Annotated in this window: 24 protein-coding genes; 16 read left to right on the top strand and 8 right to left on the bottom strand. The window is 47.3% G+C overall.

Annotated elements, in window-relative coordinates; all coding sequences use genetic code 11:
- Window positions 1–26 precede the first annotated feature (26 nt).
- Window positions 27–1184, top strand: coding sequence for a hypothetical protein (locus tag OGW13_RS11575; RefSeq protein ID WP_287116128.1), 1158 nt, complete (start codon window positions 27–29; stop codon window positions 1182–1184).
- 455 nt (window positions 1185–1639) lie between these two features.
- On the opposite strand, the gene OGW13_RS11570 is transcribed toward OGW13_RS11575, so the two are convergent.
- Together OGW13_RS11570 and OGW13_RS11565 are read right to left on the bottom strand one after the other, a co-directional pair.
- Window positions 1640–1819, bottom strand: a complete 180-nt coding sequence (locus OGW13_RS11570; protein WP_287116127.1) for a hypothetical protein — start codon at window positions 1817–1819, stop codon at window positions 1640–1642.
- A 744-nt stretch (window positions 1820–2563) separates the two neighbouring features.
- The gene (locus OGW13_RS11565) at window positions 2564–2752 is read right to left on the bottom strand and encodes a hypothetical protein (RefSeq protein ID WP_072931979.1); all 189 of its coding nucleotides are present in this window, start codon (window positions 2750–2752) and stop codon (window positions 2564–2566) included.
- A gap of 129 nt (window positions 2753–2881) precedes the next feature.
- Here OGW13_RS11565 and OGW13_RS11560 point away from each other — a divergent pair, with 129 nt between their 5' ends.
- The 9 genes from OGW13_RS11560 to OGW13_RS11520 all read left to right on the top strand — a co-directional run bounded on the left by OGW13_RS11560 (window position 2882) and on the right by OGW13_RS11520 (window position 6423).
- Complete coding sequence (locus OGW13_RS11560) at window positions 2882–3088, top strand: hypothetical protein (RefSeq protein WP_072931977.1); 207 nt, start codon at window positions 2882–2884, stop codon at window positions 3086–3088.
- Between the two features lie 10 nt (window positions 3089–3098).
- Window positions 3099–3341 (top strand): hypothetical protein, encoded by a 243-nt coding sequence (locus OGW13_RS11555; protein WP_287116126.1) that lies wholly within the window; start codon window positions 3099–3101, stop codon window positions 3339–3341.
- A 161-nt stretch (window positions 3342–3502) separates the two neighbouring features.
- Window positions 3503–3841 (top strand): hypothetical protein, encoded by a 339-nt coding sequence (locus tag OGW13_RS11550; protein ID WP_287116125.1) that lies wholly within the window; start codon window positions 3503–3505, stop codon window positions 3839–3841.
- A 161-nt stretch (window positions 3842–4002) separates the two neighbouring features.
- Window positions 4003–4341 carry a hypothetical protein gene (locus tag OGW13_RS11545; RefSeq protein WP_287116124.1) on the top strand — a complete coding sequence of 113 codons (339 nt, stop codon included), beginning with the start codon at window positions 4003–4005 and terminating at the stop codon, window positions 4339–4341.
- A 100-nt stretch (window positions 4342–4441) separates the two neighbouring features.
- Entirely contained in the window at window positions 4442–4864 is a 423-nt protein-coding gene (locus OGW13_RS11540; RefSeq protein WP_287116123.1) for a hypothetical protein, read from the top strand.
- A gap of 110 nt (window positions 4865–4974) precedes the next feature.
- Complete coding sequence (locus OGW13_RS11535; RefSeq protein ID WP_256064094.1) at window positions 4975–5256, top strand: ABC transporter; 282 nt, start codon at window positions 4975–4977, stop codon at window positions 5254–5256.
- A 9-nt stretch (window positions 5257–5265) separates the two neighbouring features.
- Window positions 5266–5454, top strand: coding sequence for a hypothetical protein (locus OGW13_RS11530; RefSeq protein ID WP_287116122.1), 189 nt, complete (start codon window positions 5266–5268; stop codon window positions 5452–5454).
- Window positions 5455–5456: 2 nt separating this feature from the next.
- Window positions 5457–5759, top strand: coding sequence for a DUF5983 family protein (locus OGW13_RS11525; RefSeq protein ID WP_287116121.1), 303 nt, complete (start codon window positions 5457–5459; stop codon window positions 5757–5759).
- A 184-nt stretch (window positions 5760–5943) separates the two neighbouring features.
- On the top strand, window positions 5944–6423 hold the full coding sequence (locus OGW13_RS11520; RefSeq protein ID WP_287116120.1) for a hypothetical protein: 480 nt from the start codon (window positions 5944–5946) through the stop codon (window positions 6421–6423).
- A gap of 645 nt (window positions 6424–7068) precedes the next feature.
- Here the strand turns inward: OGW13_RS11520 and OGW13_RS11515 are convergent.
- On the bottom strand, window positions 7069–7272 hold the full coding sequence (locus OGW13_RS11515) for a hypothetical protein (RefSeq protein WP_287116119.1): 204 nt from the start codon (window positions 7270–7272) through the stop codon (window positions 7069–7071).
- A gap of 46 nt (window positions 7273–7318) precedes the next feature.
- Entirely contained in the window at window positions 7319–7972 is a 654-nt protein-coding gene (locus OGW13_RS11510; RefSeq protein WP_287116118.1) for a hypothetical protein, read from the bottom strand.
- A gap of 427 nt (window positions 7973–8399) precedes the next feature.
- On the opposite strand from OGW13_RS11510, the gene OGW13_RS11505 reads away from it, so the two are divergent.
- On the top strand, window positions 8400–8822 hold the full coding sequence (locus OGW13_RS11505) for a hypothetical protein (RefSeq protein ID WP_287116117.1): 423 nt from the start codon (window positions 8400–8402) through the stop codon (window positions 8820–8822).
- 41 nt (window positions 8823–8863) lie between these two features.
- Here OGW13_RS11505 and OGW13_RS11500 read toward each other — a convergent pair whose 3' ends face one another.
- The 4 genes from OGW13_RS11500 to OGW13_RS11485 all read right to left on the bottom strand — a co-directional run bounded on the left by OGW13_RS11500 (window position 8864) and on the right by OGW13_RS11485 (window position 12502).
- The gene (locus OGW13_RS11500; protein ID WP_287116116.1) at window positions 8864–9877 is read right to left on the bottom strand and encodes an SMEK domain-containing protein; all 1014 of its coding nucleotides are present in this window, start codon (window positions 9875–9877) and stop codon (window positions 8864–8866) included.
- Between the two features lie 114 nt (window positions 9878–9991).
- The gene (locus OGW13_RS11495) at window positions 9992–10516 is read right to left on the bottom strand and encodes a transcriptional regulator (RefSeq protein WP_287116115.1); all 525 of its coding nucleotides are present in this window, start codon (window positions 10514–10516) and stop codon (window positions 9992–9994) included.
- 102 nt (window positions 10517–10618) lie between these two features.
- Window positions 10619–10924 (bottom strand): hypothetical protein, encoded by a 306-nt coding sequence (locus OGW13_RS11490; RefSeq protein WP_287116114.1) that lies wholly within the window; start codon window positions 10922–10924, stop codon window positions 10619–10621.
- Window positions 10925–10927: 3 nt separating this feature from the next.
- The gene (locus tag OGW13_RS11485) at window positions 10928–12502 is read right to left on the bottom strand and encodes a DEAD/DEAH box helicase (RefSeq protein ID WP_287116113.1); all 1575 of its coding nucleotides are present in this window, start codon (window positions 12500–12502) and stop codon (window positions 10928–10930) included.
- Between the two features lie 82 nt (window positions 12503–12584).
- Here OGW13_RS11485 and OGW13_RS11480 point away from each other — a divergent pair, with 82 nt between their 5' ends.
- Genes OGW13_RS11480 through OGW13_RS11460 form a run of 5 tightly spaced genes read left to right on the top strand, consistent with a single transcriptional unit; the run spans window position 12585 to window position 15996 of the window.
- Window positions 12585–13265, top strand: coding sequence for a ParB/RepB/Spo0J family partition protein (locus tag OGW13_RS11480; RefSeq protein ID WP_502874025.1), 681 nt, complete (start codon window positions 12585–12587; stop codon window positions 13263–13265).
- Window positions 13265–13942, top strand: coding sequence for a ParB/Srx family N-terminal domain-containing protein (locus OGW13_RS11475; protein ID WP_057057288.1), 678 nt, complete (start codon window positions 13265–13267; stop codon window positions 13940–13942). Before OGW13_RS11480 ends, OGW13_RS11475 begins: the two co-directional genes overlap by 1 nt.
- Window positions 13939–14580 (top strand): ATP-binding cassette domain-containing protein, encoded by a 642-nt coding sequence (locus tag OGW13_RS11470; RefSeq protein ID WP_057057287.1) that lies wholly within the window; start codon window positions 13939–13941, stop codon window positions 14578–14580. The genes OGW13_RS11475 and OGW13_RS11470 overlap by 4 nt, the downstream gene beginning before the upstream one ends.
- Window positions 14570–15109 carry a hypothetical protein gene (locus OGW13_RS11465; protein WP_287116112.1) on the top strand — a complete coding sequence of 180 codons (540 nt, stop codon included), beginning with the start codon at window positions 14570–14572 and terminating at the stop codon, window positions 15107–15109. Before OGW13_RS11470 ends, OGW13_RS11465 begins: the two co-directional genes overlap by 11 nt.
- Entirely contained in the window at window positions 15106–15996 is an 891-nt protein-coding gene (locus tag OGW13_RS11460; RefSeq protein ID WP_072931960.1) for a hypothetical protein, read from the top strand. The genes OGW13_RS11465 and OGW13_RS11460 overlap by 4 nt, the downstream gene beginning before the upstream one ends.
- Window positions 15997–16008: the final 12 nt, after the last annotated feature.

The following is a 16008-nucleotide window of genomic DNA, read 5'->3' as shown; positions in this document are numbered from 1 at the left end:
CTGACACAGCGTTTTCGAAACATCTTATGAAAGAAGTAGACCCTGAGCAGTACGTTGAGCTTTTAGGTATTGAAAAAAGCCAAATACATGAGTTTGCACATCAAGATATAATTTGTCCGGTCTGTGAGGCTAGTGGAGGCACCTATGTAAGAGCAACACAAACTGGCATTTATCATAAAAAAGCTCATTTTCGCTTCATAGGTGCCAACGGAGAAAGTGCTCATCATCCATCATGTGATTTTTATGGCGATCGTTTGTCGCACGAAGTAGGCCAACATCTGGTTCGCTATACTACAGATAGGACGAAAATCACACATGTCATCAGGAAGTTAGTATGCGCTGGTATCCAAGAAGGTATCTTTTCACAAGAGACTATGAGGCTAATGCGTCAGTGGTTTTTTGAAAAACGCACGTCTTCAACGTTTGTTATTGATATCACTGAAGATGATCTGAATTGGTTAGAATTTATCATTCGCCTCCAGAGATACCCATATGCTAACGGAAGGGACACATTGTTGCCATTTACTCCAGTACAAGCAACCGTCCCTGGCTTTTCCTGGGAGGAGGCCATTCAACGAGAAGCCGTAAGGATTCATCAGCCCACGTTGATAGTGCTAGATGAGCTAAAAATTTGGCCAAAACACATTATCGATTTACAAAAATATCTACAGAACGGCAAACAAAAATTACTTATCGACCCGGCCCTGCTTCGAGATGAGTACAAAAAAACCCTTCAACTGACGTCATTCATAGTCAACAATTTCGCAGAATTCAAAAGCAAAGCTGTGCGTGACAGAGCTGACGGTGAAGAAAAGTTGTTAGCTTTTGCTGCGCTTTTACTTTTTGTTTCCGGTTGGAGCATTGATACTGCAATCGAGAAATTTGCAGTCATAGCAAATGTGAAACAAGTAGATGATATGCTCGCAGGCAATTTCATTGGCCTAAATCCTTATCTTAAATTTTCTATTGCTGATACGGTAAGTAAACTTCAGAAAAATGGTGGCGTAGCTTTCAAGGAGATTGAGCTTTGGGAGGTTGAGACAAACATGCGTGACAGCTATGAGCAGTTCAGCCGAAGCCATACCCCCCCTTTGCCGCCACTTGGTCCGGACTTATACATTCAAAAGCATCTCGAAGACCTTGCGTTTGAGAAGAGAATTTTAGGCTTGGCTGAAGGGCGATGAAAGTCAATAATTGACCTTTTCTATAAGAGCAAGTTGACCTGGCTATTTTACACTAAATTGATAAGCCCACACCAGTAACCACCGTGGTTTGTGGGTATATTCACCCATAAGAAAACAAATAAATAACCGATCAACAAAAAGTCAACGCTACCCCCTCTTTTCGCCCCTAAAGTTGATCTGTTGCAGCCACCCCACTTATAGCCGCCAAGGAATCGCCAGAACCACGCCAGGGAAGAGACATCTCTTCAAAGCAATACCATTTGCCACATACAATATAGATACACTGAGAATGGCTCCCGTTGCGTTATATGCGATAGCAAAACAATTTGTTTCACAACATAAGAAAACAAGTTGTTATGGCAATAAAGAGCTGGCACAACTGGCATTACCCACACTCCCATAACCGCAAATACCCACCTCACTTTCGTCAGGCTATAAGAGAACAACCCTCCGACTTACTGCAGGCAACCCAGAAGCTGAAAAGCCAGAGACAGCAGCGGAAAATGGAAAGAGAGACACGCCATTACCCACATGCCCGGAAGATTCAGCCAGCCCAGATAATCCAGCACCAACACTGGCGGGAGAAGCAACCCGCATAAGCTAAAGAGAGAATAAGCCATAGGGGGAACTGCCATTACTTTCTCATCCGCGATTCACAACGCACCCAGCCACCGAGAAGCGAAATCCTCAAGAGGTAACTGGAGAGGCGAATACAGGAAAAGGAGACATGCCATTACCCACACCTCCACGATTACCAGCAAAGAAACACCCAGACACCACAACCAGCTAATCACCACTAACCGTTATAGGGAGTAACGAATACACCAGAAGGAAGAAAGCGAATCACAGACAAGAATAGACCGCGCTAATAAGCGTTGTGGGAGAGAAACACATAGGGATTGCTCACTATAGTGGTCAGTCGATATGGGGATGTTTACCAATAGGGAATGGGGGAACTGTAAGGGAGTGAAATGGTGGAGGGCGCGCTTCAATCACCGTATTTATTTAACCCCTAAATTTCCGTCGCCTTCACATAGTCCCCTTCGCTCGATACACCCGCAGGGAGAATGTCACCGCCGCCCCAATCCCTCGATTCGCCGACCGTCACCTGAGCACACCGATGATTGACACCAGCCTTCGGGAAGCGGCGAGGAACCGGTATAGAAACGGTCAGAGGAAATTTTCGGGAAACGGGTGGATGCCGGTATAGAAAAAAAGAAGGCGAGTGGTGGCTCGCCCAGAGAAAGGTCAGGCTCATATCTCTATAGTTGATTTTCGGCTAAGAGCCTGTGGTCATCCATGACCAGTGGGTATTGTTGGATACACTCTTAAGGGGTGCAAGTCCTATTGTACGGGTCGAGGGTGAGGAAATGCTGAAACTACCTACGTGACTTTTTCTCTTCCCGCAGGCGTCGCGCCAATTGTTTGATTTCGTCGTCCCTAGCTTTTTGCTTTTTACCGGCAGGAGTCTTGGAGTGTTTCCACCCTTTCCAGCTCATGTAGACGATCACCAACACTATCACGGTCATGTCCCATGACAGGAAGCCATGTTTATACAACCAATCCATTTCAGCTCTCCGGGGATTTGTTTGCGCCATATTAGCACCGATGCCACTGGCGCACCCTTGAAGTTCAGCTTTATCGCCTATCCGTTGTTGACATAATAAGACCCATAAGAAAACAACGGAATAAAGCACATGTATAAACATCTAAATATCAGCATCACATTGGAAGGCGTGGACACTGATGAGATCTCACTTGATGACGTTATCCGCTCTGAAGATGTAGCCCAACGTATTGGCACCCTCATTGGTCATGGCTACAGAGAAGGCTCATTCCCACTGCCAATGAATGACCAGCAAATGTCAGTCGCCTGGAACTGCACTACTTCTGATTCTAATTGAGGGGAATACTATGTCTGTGAAAATGCCTGGGCTGCTGGAACACTGGAGCGTTGACGAGCTGGCCGAATGTCTGGATGGCGTCGGCAAAGAGTTGTACGCAAAACTGTGGTCATACATCCCCGAAAAAGGAGATGGCCCGAAAGGAGCTGAGGTCTGGAATGAACTGACCGAAGAACAACAGCAGCATCTTGCTGATGCGGTATATCGAGAGTTCCCGGACTTGAAAGCGGTAGACGAAGAAGATTCACTGTAATCGGAAGGCCACCAGCGCGGTGGCTTTTCTTTTGCCCACTCCCACCTGCGGCCACCAGCACCCGATCATCCACCAGCACCCGATACGTTATGCTTTGTGCCCTTTTGAGACACTGTATTATTTACACCAACGAGAAAACAAATTGTTTACATGGTGTGAATATGAATCTGATGCAAGCTATCGCTACCTACCATCGCAGCACGTTCAATCCGGTTAAGCGCTCTATCTCCCGCGTGAATCTGGTGGACATAACTGCGAACGGCGTAGTCATCGGCGTGTTTCGTGAGAAGATTTTTGAGCATAAGTCGCTTGAGAGCGGCGAGTGCAAACGCTACAAAGTGGGCGAGCGCCTGTCCATTTCTGTTACGCGCACTAATCGAAAGTACAGATTCGCAAATATTCAGCACTTCCCTAAAGACCAACTTGAGCGGGTGCTGGTTCTTGTTAACCAGATTGCCCAGATGGAGATTCAGCGAGCGACGATCGCCGTAGCAGTATAATCATGTGCCTTTGACTAATTCAGTCAGCCCACCTCTAATCCTTGGTGGGCTTTTTTTGGTTCGTTCACCCCGCATCTCCCCTGACTCATTTTGTTTACTGCCTTTAAACGCATGCGATAATAAGACACATAAGAAAACAAGTTGTTTAAAAGGATATGCACATGAACGAATCAATGTCTGATTTCCGCGAGATCACTAAAGAAGAGTACAACGATTATGAAGAGCTGGTGGATGGTAACTTTACTGTCATTGATGCGCGTTGGGTGGTGAGCATCGACATGCGCGATGATGAACCAACCTTGGTCATTGCAGATTGGAATAATGGCGATAATGATGAAATTGGCTCGTTGTTCGATATGAGTCATGCTAGTGGCGAATATTACAAAACTCTAAAATGTCGCTATTTCGCCGGATGCCAAGCGACTGACGCGATCTGGATAACTTATCTCGACCTCGTTGCTCATCGTGATGTAGAAGCATTCCTCAAGTCATTCGACTAAGCCCCATCTGGGGCTTTTTGCATTGGTTAGCGCCCTTCGACTTGTAAGTAGGTAGCTACCTATTTACAATGACCGCGACTAAACATGACATGGAGGTCATATGACATACAAGGCAACAGAACTGGTTTACGACATGTATTACGCCTCTGAGCGCACCGAAGATGGTGGCAAGGTTGCAAAGATTACTGTCCAGATCCGTGACGCATCCGTAGGGCTTGAGAAGCAGATTAGTACCCTGGTTCGTACAACCCCGAAAGACAAAGCGCAACCTGCGGTGTACTCCATCGGTGCGCAGACTGTTATGGATGGCAGCGACCCGCTGCTGGTGGCTATTGAGGGTCATTACCGTGCTTCTGGTAAAGACCTGTTCGAAACCCTGATGGGTGAGGTTACTGACTTCATTGAGACAGGCATCGACAACACCAGCACCTGGATCGGCGCATATGGCATGAAGATTACCTCCGGCGTAACGCTGGATAATTATCTACCTGCCGATGTGCTGGCCACAGGCCAGCCTGCTTAAACCACAATGGCGCGCTAACCCGCGCCATTTTCTTATGCCCGTTAACAAATTGTTTTCTGCCGTGTGTCACTTGCGATAATTAGTCCAACAACAAAACAAGAGAAAAGCACATGACCGAATTTAACGTTACACCCAAAGCAGAAAACGTCCACCTGCTTTCCTGGCTTGACCTGAACGAAGCCGAGCAGAACGAAATGGATCACGTCGAATATGACGACCAGGGCAGCACCCGCTTCTTCCACCACGAGGGTGCACTCTTCGATGTGGCCGACTTCATGATTGATGACCGTGCTCCTGAATGGCACGCCGGTTATCCACTCAATGCCTTCGCAATGCTGATGATCCGCCTCACTGAAGGTGGCGATAGCGTAGACATCGGCTTGATGCACTGAGAGGGCGCCATGAAATTCCAACCAACGCCAGCAATCCAGAACCCGGAGACGGAAGCCTTCTGCCAGAAAATGGCAAAGGAGTATATCGCTCAGGTTCAGCCCCACCAGCGCGGGAGCACCATTTATGCCCAAGCATATGGGGTATGGAAGGCCAAAGTCGATGTGTGGCTACAGCAGCGTTCACTCGTGCAGGGGTAATCATGAAAGTCGTCACAATCAAAACAGCAATCATCTCAACCGCTCACGTTCGCGAAGAGGACATGCGCCTCATTGAAGAGAAGTGCCGAAACGTCAATTACGGCTGGTGGATTCACGACACTGACGGCGGGGCAATTCTCCGCATCGATGCAACCCAGGGTAGTGGGCTGGACGATCTGAAGTCCGATGGCCTGACCGATTTCGGCTACGCAAACCTGAAAGCCATTTATGACGCCGGTTATGGCTACATCCACCTCGATATGGATGCGCCGGTCATCGAAGAGCTTCCCTACGAAGAATGGTAAACAACCAACCTCACCAGCTCAGGCTGGTGGGATAACCCACCCACATTCCCGGAGGCTAACCGACCATCCGGCTTACCGCAGGCCACCAGCAACGCCGTAAACAACGTATTTACTGCCGTGTGACCATTGCGATAATTAGACCAATAACAAAACAAGTTGTTAAGACGAATAACGAGAAAAGCACATGAATCAGATTTACCAGATGGACACCCGCCTGGGTAACGCACAAGTCTTGTTTAACACCATTCATCACGACGTGCGAAGCGTGACAGTGGACGGGAAGGACGTAACAAGCACTCTGGGGGCATATGAGATTAATGACCTGCAACTGGCGCTCAAGTCCAATCGCTTTTACAAGCGGGATATTGGCAATGCGCTGGTGGTTAGCACCGGTACTGGATTATTCGTCTTCCCACTGCGCGGCCGCAACTGCGCATCCCGTCGATTTGAAATGGCTGTCCAGATCGCAATGCACTTCTACAACACGCGTACCGGATTAGACCCTGATTGGGTGACATCCACTGCAAAGCGATACGCGGATCAAGCAGAGCGCTATACCGGTGTCATTCTGGAAGCGGGTGACTTTGAGTGGAAGCTGAAATTGCCAGAAATCACGTTTAAGACCCGCAATAGCCACGAGCTGATAATGCTGGAAGGGAAATAGCGAGAAGAGGAGGGGAGAGCGTCGGAAACGGCGCTCTTTTTGTTTGGAAACCGTGGCCGCAGGGAAATTTTTGAAAACGGCCATAGCCCTCGAAGGGGAGCCGCAGGGAAACGGGTAGGGGAATTTTTCGGGAAACGGCCAGCTTTCGGTATAGGGATTCAGGTACAGAGTAGGTTTGACTTTAGGAGTGGGGTAGGGCGGTGGCCAGGGATACCCCAGAATCGACCCCAGCCATTTGCCGAGCATCCACCTGAATGGCTTTCCACCTATGCTTCTTTACCACTGGATCGCCAGCCAGACACCCCAGCCAGTAAGCGCACATTGTACCAGCGCCACGCGATGCCAGCGCACAATGCCGCACCATACCGACATATAACAGCGCGCCCATATTGGCAACGTTACACCAGACAACGATCACAATTTAAACATGGCGATTTAAACGCGCTGTAAAGCGATCTAAGCGCTTGAGTCTATAACGTGTGGTAACGCATTGCCCAACGTTAAAACGCGTCTCTGTGATCGTCTCATAGCGTCGATTTTGGGGCTTGTCTCGTTTGCTGCGACACAACGAAAAAAGCGCCCATAGTGGGCGCTGAAGTGGTGCGGATCTGAAAAGCAAAAAGCGCCCATAGTGGGCGCTTAACATTAGCAAAAAAGATCGCGTTTTAGTTTTCCGATTGTATCGACTAAAAACATATAACGTTTTTTTCGTTCCGTCATATAACCATTAATAACATCGAAAAAATTTAAATTCATTGCGTCAACTTCCGCTTGTAGTTCCGCGCAAAGCTCCGCTTTAAATTTCAAATATGCTTTATTTTGGCGCTTTAAATATTCTTGCTTAGTCATTCTTTTGTGTCCATTTAAAAGCGCCCATAGTGGGCGCTATATTCCTTTATTGAGCTACTGCGAAAGCATCACGGATATAAGACACAAAATCATTATCTAACAGTTTATATTGTTGTGATCCGTTTTTGGCTGCGCCAGCTCCTTTGATCTTCTCAATCAAGCCCAAACGTTCACACATAGCGATTAACTGATTTGCTTGCGTATAAGTTTGATCCGCTTGCTTCTCGTTTTCTTTCTTCGCATCATCCATCAGCGTTTTAATTGCGCCATTGGTGAAAACTTCCATTTCATCTTTGATGATTTCAACAATTGCAAAAACGCGTGAACCAGATTGATCCGCTAATGAGTATTCGCAACGTTTAGCGCGGATAGAATTAATCAAGTAGACCAGTTTTTCTAAGCTATAGCTATTCTCCATTGCTTCGCGGAAAAACTGCTCTGGCGTTTGCTTGCTTGCTTTAATCGCATAATAAAACACGCTATTTGCTTTATCGTCTGTCAGTGGCTTGCAAACGTTGTTAGTGAAGTATGCAAGTTTAGTTTTAGCAGCTTGCATAGCTTTTTTATCTGCTTTGGTATCTTGTCCAGCATTATAGCGAGTAGTGTAATTTTGTTCGACGCTTGCAACAGTTTCAGCTAATTCAGTTGCAACAGTGGTAGCAGCTTCAAGAACAGATTTTTTTGAGATGATATTAGACATAATTTTTAATCCTATATATTTGCGCAAAGCGCTGAAAGTTTTGTTTATCGTTAGCGTGTTTGCTTTCGATGTGTTGCATTATGGATGAGTTAAAAAACCGTGCAAGTCCTTTTTGTGAATTTTTTTAAAAAAGATGAAAAAAGCAAAGTCCTAGAAATAAGCATATAAGGAAGGAAGGTGTTCCCTCAATAAATCCCCTATTTCGGCTACTACCCTTATATATAATTTACCAGTTGACCATGCCGACCAATAAAATATTGCAGCCACTGATGCTATTGGCCTTATATATAATTGACCGACTCAACAATTAACCACTTGACCGCTGCAGCATGGATAACCTTATAGCTTGCTGATATGATGCAACGGTGAATAACACGCCTGCACTACATAACTTAAATTAGATTGCCCTTATAGATTCGGGATGAATATGAAAATTGCCTATTTCGCTGCATCAGCTGCTGCACTCCTTCTCTCCGCTTGCTCCAACCAGCCAGTAGCTACCGGTGAAGCAAAAGAAGTACCATCGAAGCAGATCATCGATCGCACCCTTACACAATCCGCCACCGGCACGGTGCTGACGGTCGTTAAACGCGATTCTGGAACTAAGGGAGCATTCTGCACCGCGACGGTTGCGGTTGATGGGAAAGATGTGGCCGAAGTGGGGATGTCTGAGAAGGTGAGTCTTTACCTTGCGCCCGGGGAACACATTATCGGTGCTCGACTTTCAAGAGCTATGCCATTCTGTGCCGGTGAGAACGTTGAGACAACTGTGGATGTGAAATCGGAGGCCGCTTACAGATTTGGCAGTAATGCCGGTGGCGACTTCTATCTGAACAAAACTGCTTGGTAAGATAAATCGCGCGAATGTAATTAATTCGCGCGATCATTAGCTTAATCTAGTATGGAAAAATCACATTCATATATTATCTTTCTGAGGTCACTAACTGTACCTCTAACTCTTAGGTGCTCGACGATTCCAGTTAGATAGTCGAACTCAGGGTAATTCCCTTTAAAATAAACGGTATAAGTAGCACACCCGAGTGAATAATTTTCTTCATCGTAATAAGCCAGTCTAATTTGCTCTAAGTAATCTGCTACTTGTTTTATGGCGTATTTTTCGTTATATTGCCTGCCGCTCATGAATGCGCTAACCGGAATTTTACAAGATTCAATGTATTTGCTGTTATCATTGGTGAGAGTAAATTCCATTACTCGGAAAATAAACATTCTCTGCATTTCATTAAGTTCTGATAACTTGGACTTCAAAATTATTAAGTCGTCCCTGATATCACTCTCTGAATATTTATTATCATCATAGCTTAGGTCAAGTTGATTGTTTTTGACGAAGTTTGCCACTGATTGATTCGGGTTAACACTTGCTACTTGAGTTAGCTCCAAAATGTTGGTGTTTTTCCCAGGGAAGTAATCTCCAAAATTATTTTCGCAAAAAGTGTAGATTCGATCAAAATCAGCGCCGGGTTTTTGACAAATGCAACTCGCAACATCAGATAAATTTCTTACATGAGTAGAAAACCCCTTACGAGTGTAGCTCTCGTACTTGTCGTTAGAAATTAGCATAATCCAGATGTTATCATAGTCAGCATCCAAACCATGTTTGACTAACATATCCATGGTTTTATCAAACTTCGCTTTTGAGCCATCAGATGTTACTTGGATAGCGATGCGTTGAGTTATATCACCTAAATCTATTGCGGGATGGTTGTGTTTGATTAAATTCAAGTTAACCAAAGAAAGGTTGTACACATCATTCAAAAGGTCTGTAAGTACCAACTCCATTGTTTTGTTAATATCAAACATGCTCTGTTTGCTATTGAATGTGATAACTGTGCTAAGTAGAGAAAATGCAAAGGTCAAATTATTATTTTTTACTTGTCTAGTTAACATTTATTTCCTTCTTATATTATCCACAACATTTAGGTTGGTTAGATAGGAAGGGTCGAAACACTCCCTATAAGTAATTCAATAAAGAATAGTATTGCTATGTTCGGATTTTAGCAATCAAAACGGAATGATGCGCTCAACCCAATCGAATAGCACCACCACCTGCTTGCCTCCTTCTTGTCGGATATTCACTTGGCAGGCAGTGACACCCGCTGATTCGCCTTCTAATTCTCTGCCATCGGCCATGTACACGCGAATCAGCTTTTCGCTTTGATGCGCCTGGCGACAAATTTTAAAGAAGTCGCGCTTTGATGGCTGATTTTGGTGATCATCAGCATTGATCGTCATTCTGCCTTCAAAGTTAGTTTGTACCTCTTCTTGCTTAATTGTCTCAATCGTCGCCACACGCTCCAGCGGCACACGAACTCGATGATCATTGGCGTCGAATCTCGGTGTCAGGTCAAGTTTGTTGCGCGCTGACAGAAGTCCATATACGAAGAGAGAGAATACCTGGCCATCCTCTAAAGACACTTTTACAGGAACACGCTTAGCGCGGTAATACTGAAGCGAGCGCTCAACATCTTTGTAATCTCGCGGCCAGACCTCAGCAGGTATGCCATATGTAATGTCGGTGATAGTCATTTGGTGTCCGAATAAGTGTTTTGAGTAGGGTAACACGCAATCTAATTGAGGTGGGGGAGATGCCGAGGTAGCGGGCTGGTCGAGACCAGCCCCATTGTGAAATTAAGGCTTCGGTTCTTGGGTGTTTGAGTGTTCCAAACCAGCGAGCAGAATATCCCGATCTTCTTCGGTCATGTCGGTGGTGTTGTACAGTTCAATAATCCTTTGTGCGGCTTTACTGGTGGCCATTGCCCTTTTCGAGTACCGCGCGAAGTCGGCCATATTTACTTCTGCGATGATCATGTCGATTACCTCAGACTTGGTCATCTTGACGCCAGATTCTTTGAGTTTATCTTTAAACGCTTCGACTTTGTCGTTAGCGCGAGGACTCAAAGCGACCTGGCAAAAAACAGGTTTTGGTTTTTCCATGTATCAGTTGCCCAGAACATTAAAATCAAACTTCCCATCGACCGGTAACACGCCTTCAGCGAAGCCGGGTGTAGTGTCAATGATGTTTTTGCGCTCGTAGGAATGAGACATCAGGTACTTATTGGAACTATCAATAAAGTCAGAGATAAAACAAACATTTGCCTGATTCTTTTTAGCACGTAGACCGCGCCCAACACGCTGACGCATCTCGACTTCTGCCTTACCACCACCAGCTAGGATCACCGCGCCCACACTTGGGACATCAACGCCTACATCGAGTATGGTGGAGCCAATGAGAATGTCTATTTTGCCTGCAGCCAGGCTCTGCAATTTTGCTTGTCGTACTTTCTGGGATGATTCACCGTAAATGAAGTCAACCCGCAATCCCTCTGCCTGCATCATCTCCATTAAGATCTGACCATGCCTTTTGTGCTTTACCAACGTCATACAGTTTAACTTGTGTGACCTATACATTACAGCGGCACGAACAATCGCTGCATTACGGTTTAGGTTATAAACGATGCCTAGTTGGTACGCCTTTTGGTATGGCGTGCTCATAACAACCCGGAAATTCAGGTGTTTTGATGCAAGTTCAGCCTTAATCCTAGCCTCATCTGGAGTGTACGCGATTTTATGATATAAGAAGTAGGGTTTTGCCAAAATACCTTTATCAATCAAATATTTTTCCGTCACCTTTATCTCAATTCGGCCGGCAACAGCCATCAATCGCATGTTGGCTTCCGTGGAATCCTTCATAAACGGAGTAGCGGTCAAAGCCAGACGATAATCAGCGTTGTGACAGAGTCTGGCGATGTCGTAAAAGCTGGAGCCGGATGATTCGTGCGCTTCTTCCAAAATAAGGAGGGAAACGCTGGCAAGCAGCTGTTTAATAAGCTCTCTTCGCTTGAGGTGCTGGGCGCGTTTCTCGGGAGAGAGGTCAGAACCAGGCTCATTTATAAAACTGGAGAGTGTTTGAACGGTCGCAACGTTGATATGACGTGATACCTTCAGTTCGCCCGAGCCAATCACACCAACCTTCTGCCCCTTAAGCCACGGCTCGCCATTATCAGCGCGATAGTCGATGGATTTTTGAAAGTTATCTGCCATTTGGAACATTAGGACAGATCGAGTCGTAATGAACAGCGTCATACGACCGATACGTGCAGCTGCCTTGCAGGCTATATTCGATTTTCCGCCACCGGTTGCGACCTGGGCAATCATCCCGCCCACTTTTACCATGGTTTCAACAGTCTGATCTTGATATGCGTAGTCTGGATTGTAGGGGAATGGGTTAACCGCGGGATTTGGCTTGCCAAGAGCAGAAACCATCGGTTTCCGAATGTGAGTTGCAGGAATACCAGCCCGGTTTAGCTTTGCTGCGATAGATCGAGCAAATCCAGCCGGAAACGAGCATTTTGACCAGTTGAACATGGTGCTGCGACCATCCCATCCACCACTACCTGAAAATGAGGCGCCATCAACATCGTAGCTCAACATGTCCTGAACTATCTTTTTTACGTTGTCATCCGCCCCTGAAATTAACGCGTTCACTGCGTTTGATACAATTCTAACGCTCATGTGTCTTTCCTTAGTGCCTTTATTGTGCTAACAGTCTATGATTTAATAAGTAGTTGGTTACTTAATAGATTATATCAAAAACATGGACGTAAAAATTAACATCTTGCAGGTGGAAGTAGGGCGACTGCAGCCAAACCCGTGGAATACAAACGCCGTGGGTCTTCAGAATTTTGAAAAGCTGAAAGGCTCAATCGACCGCCTGGGTTTCTTTAAACCGATCCTGGCTCGCGAGCTGCCAGATGGCTCATTCCAGATCCTCGGTGGTGAACACCGCTGGCGCGCAGCCATTGAGCAGGGCATTACCACTGTGCCAGTTATCACCGTTGGTCAGATCAGCGACGTGGTGGCAAAGCAAATGTCTCTCGTTGATAACGAGCGCTACGGTGAAGACGATCAACTCGCTTTGCAGCGTCTGATTGAAGAAATCCAGTCAGAAACTGGCTTCAGCCTTTCAGAAATAGCCCCATTTGATGACGAGATGGCAGCGACACTGGCCCGAACTGCGGCTTTCGATATGGCGGAACTGGAGCGACTGACTGATGGCGACGAGAAAGCGGCAGAAGAGGATAAACGCGAGAAGGTTGAGCGTTTGGGTGTGGAGCACCAAACGATGCGCTTCAAAGTCACCTTCGACTCTGCTGATTCAGTCACTACAGCCATTAAATCGATCATTGCCGAGCAGGGCATTAATACTGGCAGCGACATGGAAGACGCTGGAGAAGCCCTGGTGTGGCTCGCAGACTTTTACAAGGAACGTAACTGATGAGCACCCCATTTGAGATCGTGTATCTCGACCCTAAAACTCTGGTTCCATATGAGGCCAATGCCAAAAAACACGACGAAACCCAGATTCGTGATTTGGCTGCGGCAATTTCCAAGCGTGGATTTGACCAGCCAATCACCGTTGATAAAGACATGGTGATCATCACCGGCCACGGCCGCCGAGAAGCTGCAATTTATGCAGGGCTTGACCTGGTGCCGGTAATTATCCGAGCCGATCTCGACGAGGTCTCTGTTCGTGCGAAGCGTCTGGAAGACAACCGTCTGGCCAGTACCGATTACGATGCCATCAAGCTGCAAAAAGAGCTTGAAGAGCTGGTGCTGGGCGACGAGGTGGTGATTGGCTTCGACGAGCGTGAGCTGAGCGTTTTGGTTGGTAGCATGACGGAAGACATGGCCACCGACTCTCTGGTGATGGACTTGGGTCATGAATCCGTGCGCCAGCATGAAGAGCATGAAGAGATCTCCCGGGAAGTGGCGGAGTCAGAATTGCGAGTGATCGACGTGTTGGGCTTTAAAACGCTTCCCGCTGGCTCTGCGCTGGTTGTTGGGGATTTACTTGCCCACATGGAAGAAGTGACGGGAGAGAGCGGGGCAGAAGCATTTGTGGCTTATGCGAAGCGTGTTTCTGAAGAAGCTGTCGATGAGGAAGGGGCATGAGCAACTACCTCATCAATGTAGCTTTCCAAACGCGTGTCACAAAGACCACCCGAACGCTGGAGATCGCTGAATCGTTTGGCCTGGGTCTGGATGAAAAAGAATGGTCTCTTTACGACAACCTGGAGCTGGAAATCCGCTCTGGTGATGTCGTGTACATCACCGGTCAATCAGGATCTGGTAAATCGGTGGTGTTGCGCGAGCTTCAGCGTTTGATGAAAGAAGAAGGTCAGGATGTGGCCTCAATCGAAGACTTTGCCTTTGACGACAGCAAGAACGTCATTGACCAGCTGGGTAAAACCACCAGCGAGGCATTGGGGCTGTTATCTATGGCTGGGCTTAACGATGCCTATTTGTTTGTTCGCAAACCTTCTGAGATGTCAGACGGCCAGCGTTACCGCCTGAAAATCGCAAAGCTAATCGAAACCGGCGCAAAGGTATGGGTTGCTGATGAGTTTGGCGCTGTTCTGGATCGAGTAACTGCCCAGGTGGTTGCATCCAATCTCCAGCGCGCAGCGCGCAAAGCCGGGGCAACTGTCATGGTGGCAACCACGCATGAAGACCTCAAAAATGCTCTGCGCCCGGATGTGCAGATCACCAAGCACTACAAAGAACGTGTGAAGGTGGATTATGCAGCTTAAAAAGGTTTTCCCGATTTATGAAGGGGCTGAGCTGCGCCGCCGCTGGACACACGAGGCTGAATGGCAAGATTGGCTTCGTGCCCATGGCTTCCGTGTCGCCCCATATTACAACCGCTGCGTCGTGGTTTTTGGTGAGAAACGCTATGTGGAGGTGATCAAACAGCTCTATGGGCTGGATGAGAGTGAATATGTGGCGGGGGTTGGTGGCATGGTCACTGACCTGGGCTATATCCAGTACGACACCAATGTTCACTGCGTATATCTGCCTGAAAACTACAATGAGTCGGTTTACTGGCACGAAGCCTTGCACATCGCGCTTATCACTGGTCAACACCATGATTTGATGCCTTCAGATCAGGAGGCTTTCACTTATCTTCAGGGCTACATCGTTGAAGAGTTCGTAAAGGCTCGCGTTAAGTTCCTGGCCGACAAGAAGGCGGGTGGTTTGCCGGCGATCGAGGATATTGTGACGCGTCACCCCTCAACCATTCGTCGCGGTGGTTATGGCAGTCGGAAGGTGGTGCGATGAACGACGTAACCATCAAACGCTACAAGCCTGAAGAGTTTCCGAAGCATTTGGATTTTCTGGAGCGTATGACTGTGACGCGCGGCACTGTGGATGATTGGAATGCTTTGAAGTCGCTGCATTATAAAACTGACGGCAAACCATTCGCACCAACCTATTACCGCTGCGAGCTTGATGGTCGGCTGGTGGGCGTTGTTGTTGTGGCTTTTCCAAAACTGCTTCTGGCGCCGCGTCACCGCATGTTCCCCAAACTGAAGCCCACCACTAACACGACGGTGGCCAATCAGTTCTGGGGGCGTTACGTGAACAACAATTTCGCTGTGATCAGCCGTTCAGTGGTGGACACCCAATACCGTGGCGTGGGTGTTTCATATCGCATGATTAACCTGGTGAGCCGAATGCACAACAGGCCGATCATCGAAATCCAGTCCTCGATGAGCAAATACAACCCGTTTGCGATGAAGGCAGGCTATCAGTTTATTCGACCAGAGCGTCCGAAGAGTTACGAAAGTGCGCTGCGCGTATTCCATCGGCATTTCCGTGCCGACCCGGGCGACAATGAGAGCATTGTGAAAGAGCTGTTCTCTATGAGCGAGAATCGCCGCCGCCGCGCGCTGGTGGATCTCGTTGCCGACTACCACAAGAACTCATCGTTGGCGAAAGCTGGGCGCAACCGAGGCACAACCGTTCAAGACATCGCCGATTCTCTGGTGGATGAAGCCAGTATCGTGAAATTGCTGAAGGACATTCACAACCTTAGCTTTACTTCGCCGCTCTATGGTGTTTACCGCAACCCGGATTTTGGCAGGGATTTGCCTGACGTGTTGCCACTACTGGCATTCGACAACCAACCATTAAATGCGCCGCTGGATCTGGCGCGTATCTCGTAAGGAAGCGAGCAA

The organism is Citrobacter sp. Ca225 (genome assembly GCF_030337175.1).
GTDB classification, from domain to species: domain Bacteria; phylum Pseudomonadota; class Gammaproteobacteria; order Enterobacterales; family Enterobacteriaceae; genus Citrobacter_A; species Citrobacter_A amalonaticus.
This window is presented reverse-complemented; position numbering and strand designations above follow the sequence as displayed.

What these genes read in the sequence shown, in the direction of transcription:
- OGW13_RS11490 (WP_287116114.1), bottom strand. Translation starts at nt 10,924, where the DNA reads ATGGAAAAACCAAAACCTGTTTTTTGCCAGGTCGCTTTGAGTCCTCGC.
- OGW13_RS11570 (WP_287116127.1), bottom strand. Translation starts at nt 1,819, where the DNA reads ATGGCAGTTCCCCCTATGGCTTATTCTCTCTTTAGCTTATGCGGGTTG.
- OGW13_RS11550 (WP_287116125.1), top strand. Translation starts at nt 3,503, where the DNA reads ATGAATCTGATGCAAGCTATCGCTACCTACCATCGCAGCACGTTCAAT.
- OGW13_RS11560 (WP_072931977.1), top strand. Translation starts at nt 2,882, where the DNA reads ATGTATAAACATCTAAATATCAGCATCACATTGGAAGGCGTGGACACT.
- OGW13_RS11460 (WP_072931960.1), top strand. Translation starts at nt 15,106, where the DNA reads ATGAACGACGTAACCATCAAACGCTACAAGCCTGAAGAGTTTCCGAAG.
- OGW13_RS11545 (WP_287116124.1), top strand. Translation starts at nt 4,003, where the DNA reads ATGAACGAATCAATGTCTGATTTCCGCGAGATCACTAAAGAAGAGTAC.
- OGW13_RS11475 (WP_057057288.1), top strand. Translation starts at nt 13,265, where the DNA reads ATGAGCACCCCATTTGAGATCGTGTATCTCGACCCTAAAACTCTGGTT.
- OGW13_RS11485 (WP_287116113.1), bottom strand. Translation starts at nt 12,502, where the DNA reads ATGAGCGTTAGAATTGTATCAAACGCAGTGAACGCGTTAATTTCAGGG.
- OGW13_RS11525 (WP_287116121.1), top strand. Translation starts at nt 5,457, where the DNA reads ATGAAAGTCGTCACAATCAAAACAGCAATCATCTCAACCGCTCACGTT.
- OGW13_RS11470 (WP_057057287.1), top strand. Translation starts at nt 13,939, where the DNA reads ATGAGCAACTACCTCATCAATGTAGCTTTCCAAACGCGTGTCACAAAG.
- OGW13_RS11520 (WP_287116120.1), top strand. Translation starts at nt 5,944, where the DNA reads ATGAATCAGATTTACCAGATGGACACCCGCCTGGGTAACGCACAAGTC.
- OGW13_RS11575 (WP_287116128.1), top strand. Translation starts at nt 27, where the DNA reads ATGAAAGAAGTAGACCCTGAGCAGTACGTTGAGCTTTTAGGTATTGAA.
- OGW13_RS11505 (WP_287116117.1), top strand. Translation starts at nt 8,400, where the DNA reads ATGAAAATTGCCTATTTCGCTGCATCAGCTGCTGCACTCCTTCTCTCC.
- OGW13_RS11515 (WP_287116119.1), bottom strand. Translation starts at nt 7,272, where the DNA reads ATGACTAAGCAAGAATATTTAAAGCGCCAAAATAAAGCATATTTGAAA.
- OGW13_RS11540 (WP_287116123.1), top strand. Translation starts at nt 4,442, where the DNA reads ATGACATACAAGGCAACAGAACTGGTTTACGACATGTATTACGCCTCT.
- OGW13_RS11510 (WP_287116118.1), bottom strand. Translation starts at nt 7,972, where the DNA reads ATGTCTAATATCATCTCAAAAAAATCTGTTCTTGAAGCTGCTACCACT.
- OGW13_RS11555 (WP_287116126.1), top strand. Translation starts at nt 3,099, where the DNA reads ATGTCTGTGAAAATGCCTGGGCTGCTGGAACACTGGAGCGTTGACGAG.
- OGW13_RS11465 (WP_287116112.1), top strand. Translation starts at nt 14,570, where the DNA reads ATGCAGCTTAAAAAGGTTTTCCCGATTTATGAAGGGGCTGAGCTGCGC.
- OGW13_RS11530 (WP_287116122.1), top strand. Translation starts at nt 5,266, where the DNA reads ATGAAATTCCAACCAACGCCAGCAATCCAGAACCCGGAGACGGAAGCC.
- OGW13_RS11565 (WP_072931979.1), bottom strand. Translation starts at nt 2,752, where the DNA reads ATGGATTGGTTGTATAAACATGGCTTCCTGTCATGGGACATGACCGTG.
- OGW13_RS11480 (WP_502874025.1), top strand. Translation starts at nt 12,585, where the DNA reads ATGGACGTAAAAATTAACATCTTGCAGGTGGAAGTAGGGCGACTGCAG.
- OGW13_RS11535 (WP_256064094.1), top strand. Translation starts at nt 4,975, where the DNA reads ATGACCGAATTTAACGTTACACCCAAAGCAGAAAACGTCCACCTGCTT.
- OGW13_RS11495 (WP_287116115.1), bottom strand. Translation starts at nt 10,516, where the DNA reads ATGACTATCACCGACATTACATATGGCATACCTGCTGAGGTCTGGCCG.
- OGW13_RS11500 (WP_287116116.1), bottom strand. Translation starts at nt 9,877, where the DNA reads ATGTTAACTAGACAAGTAAAAAATAATAATTTGACCTTTGCATTTTCT.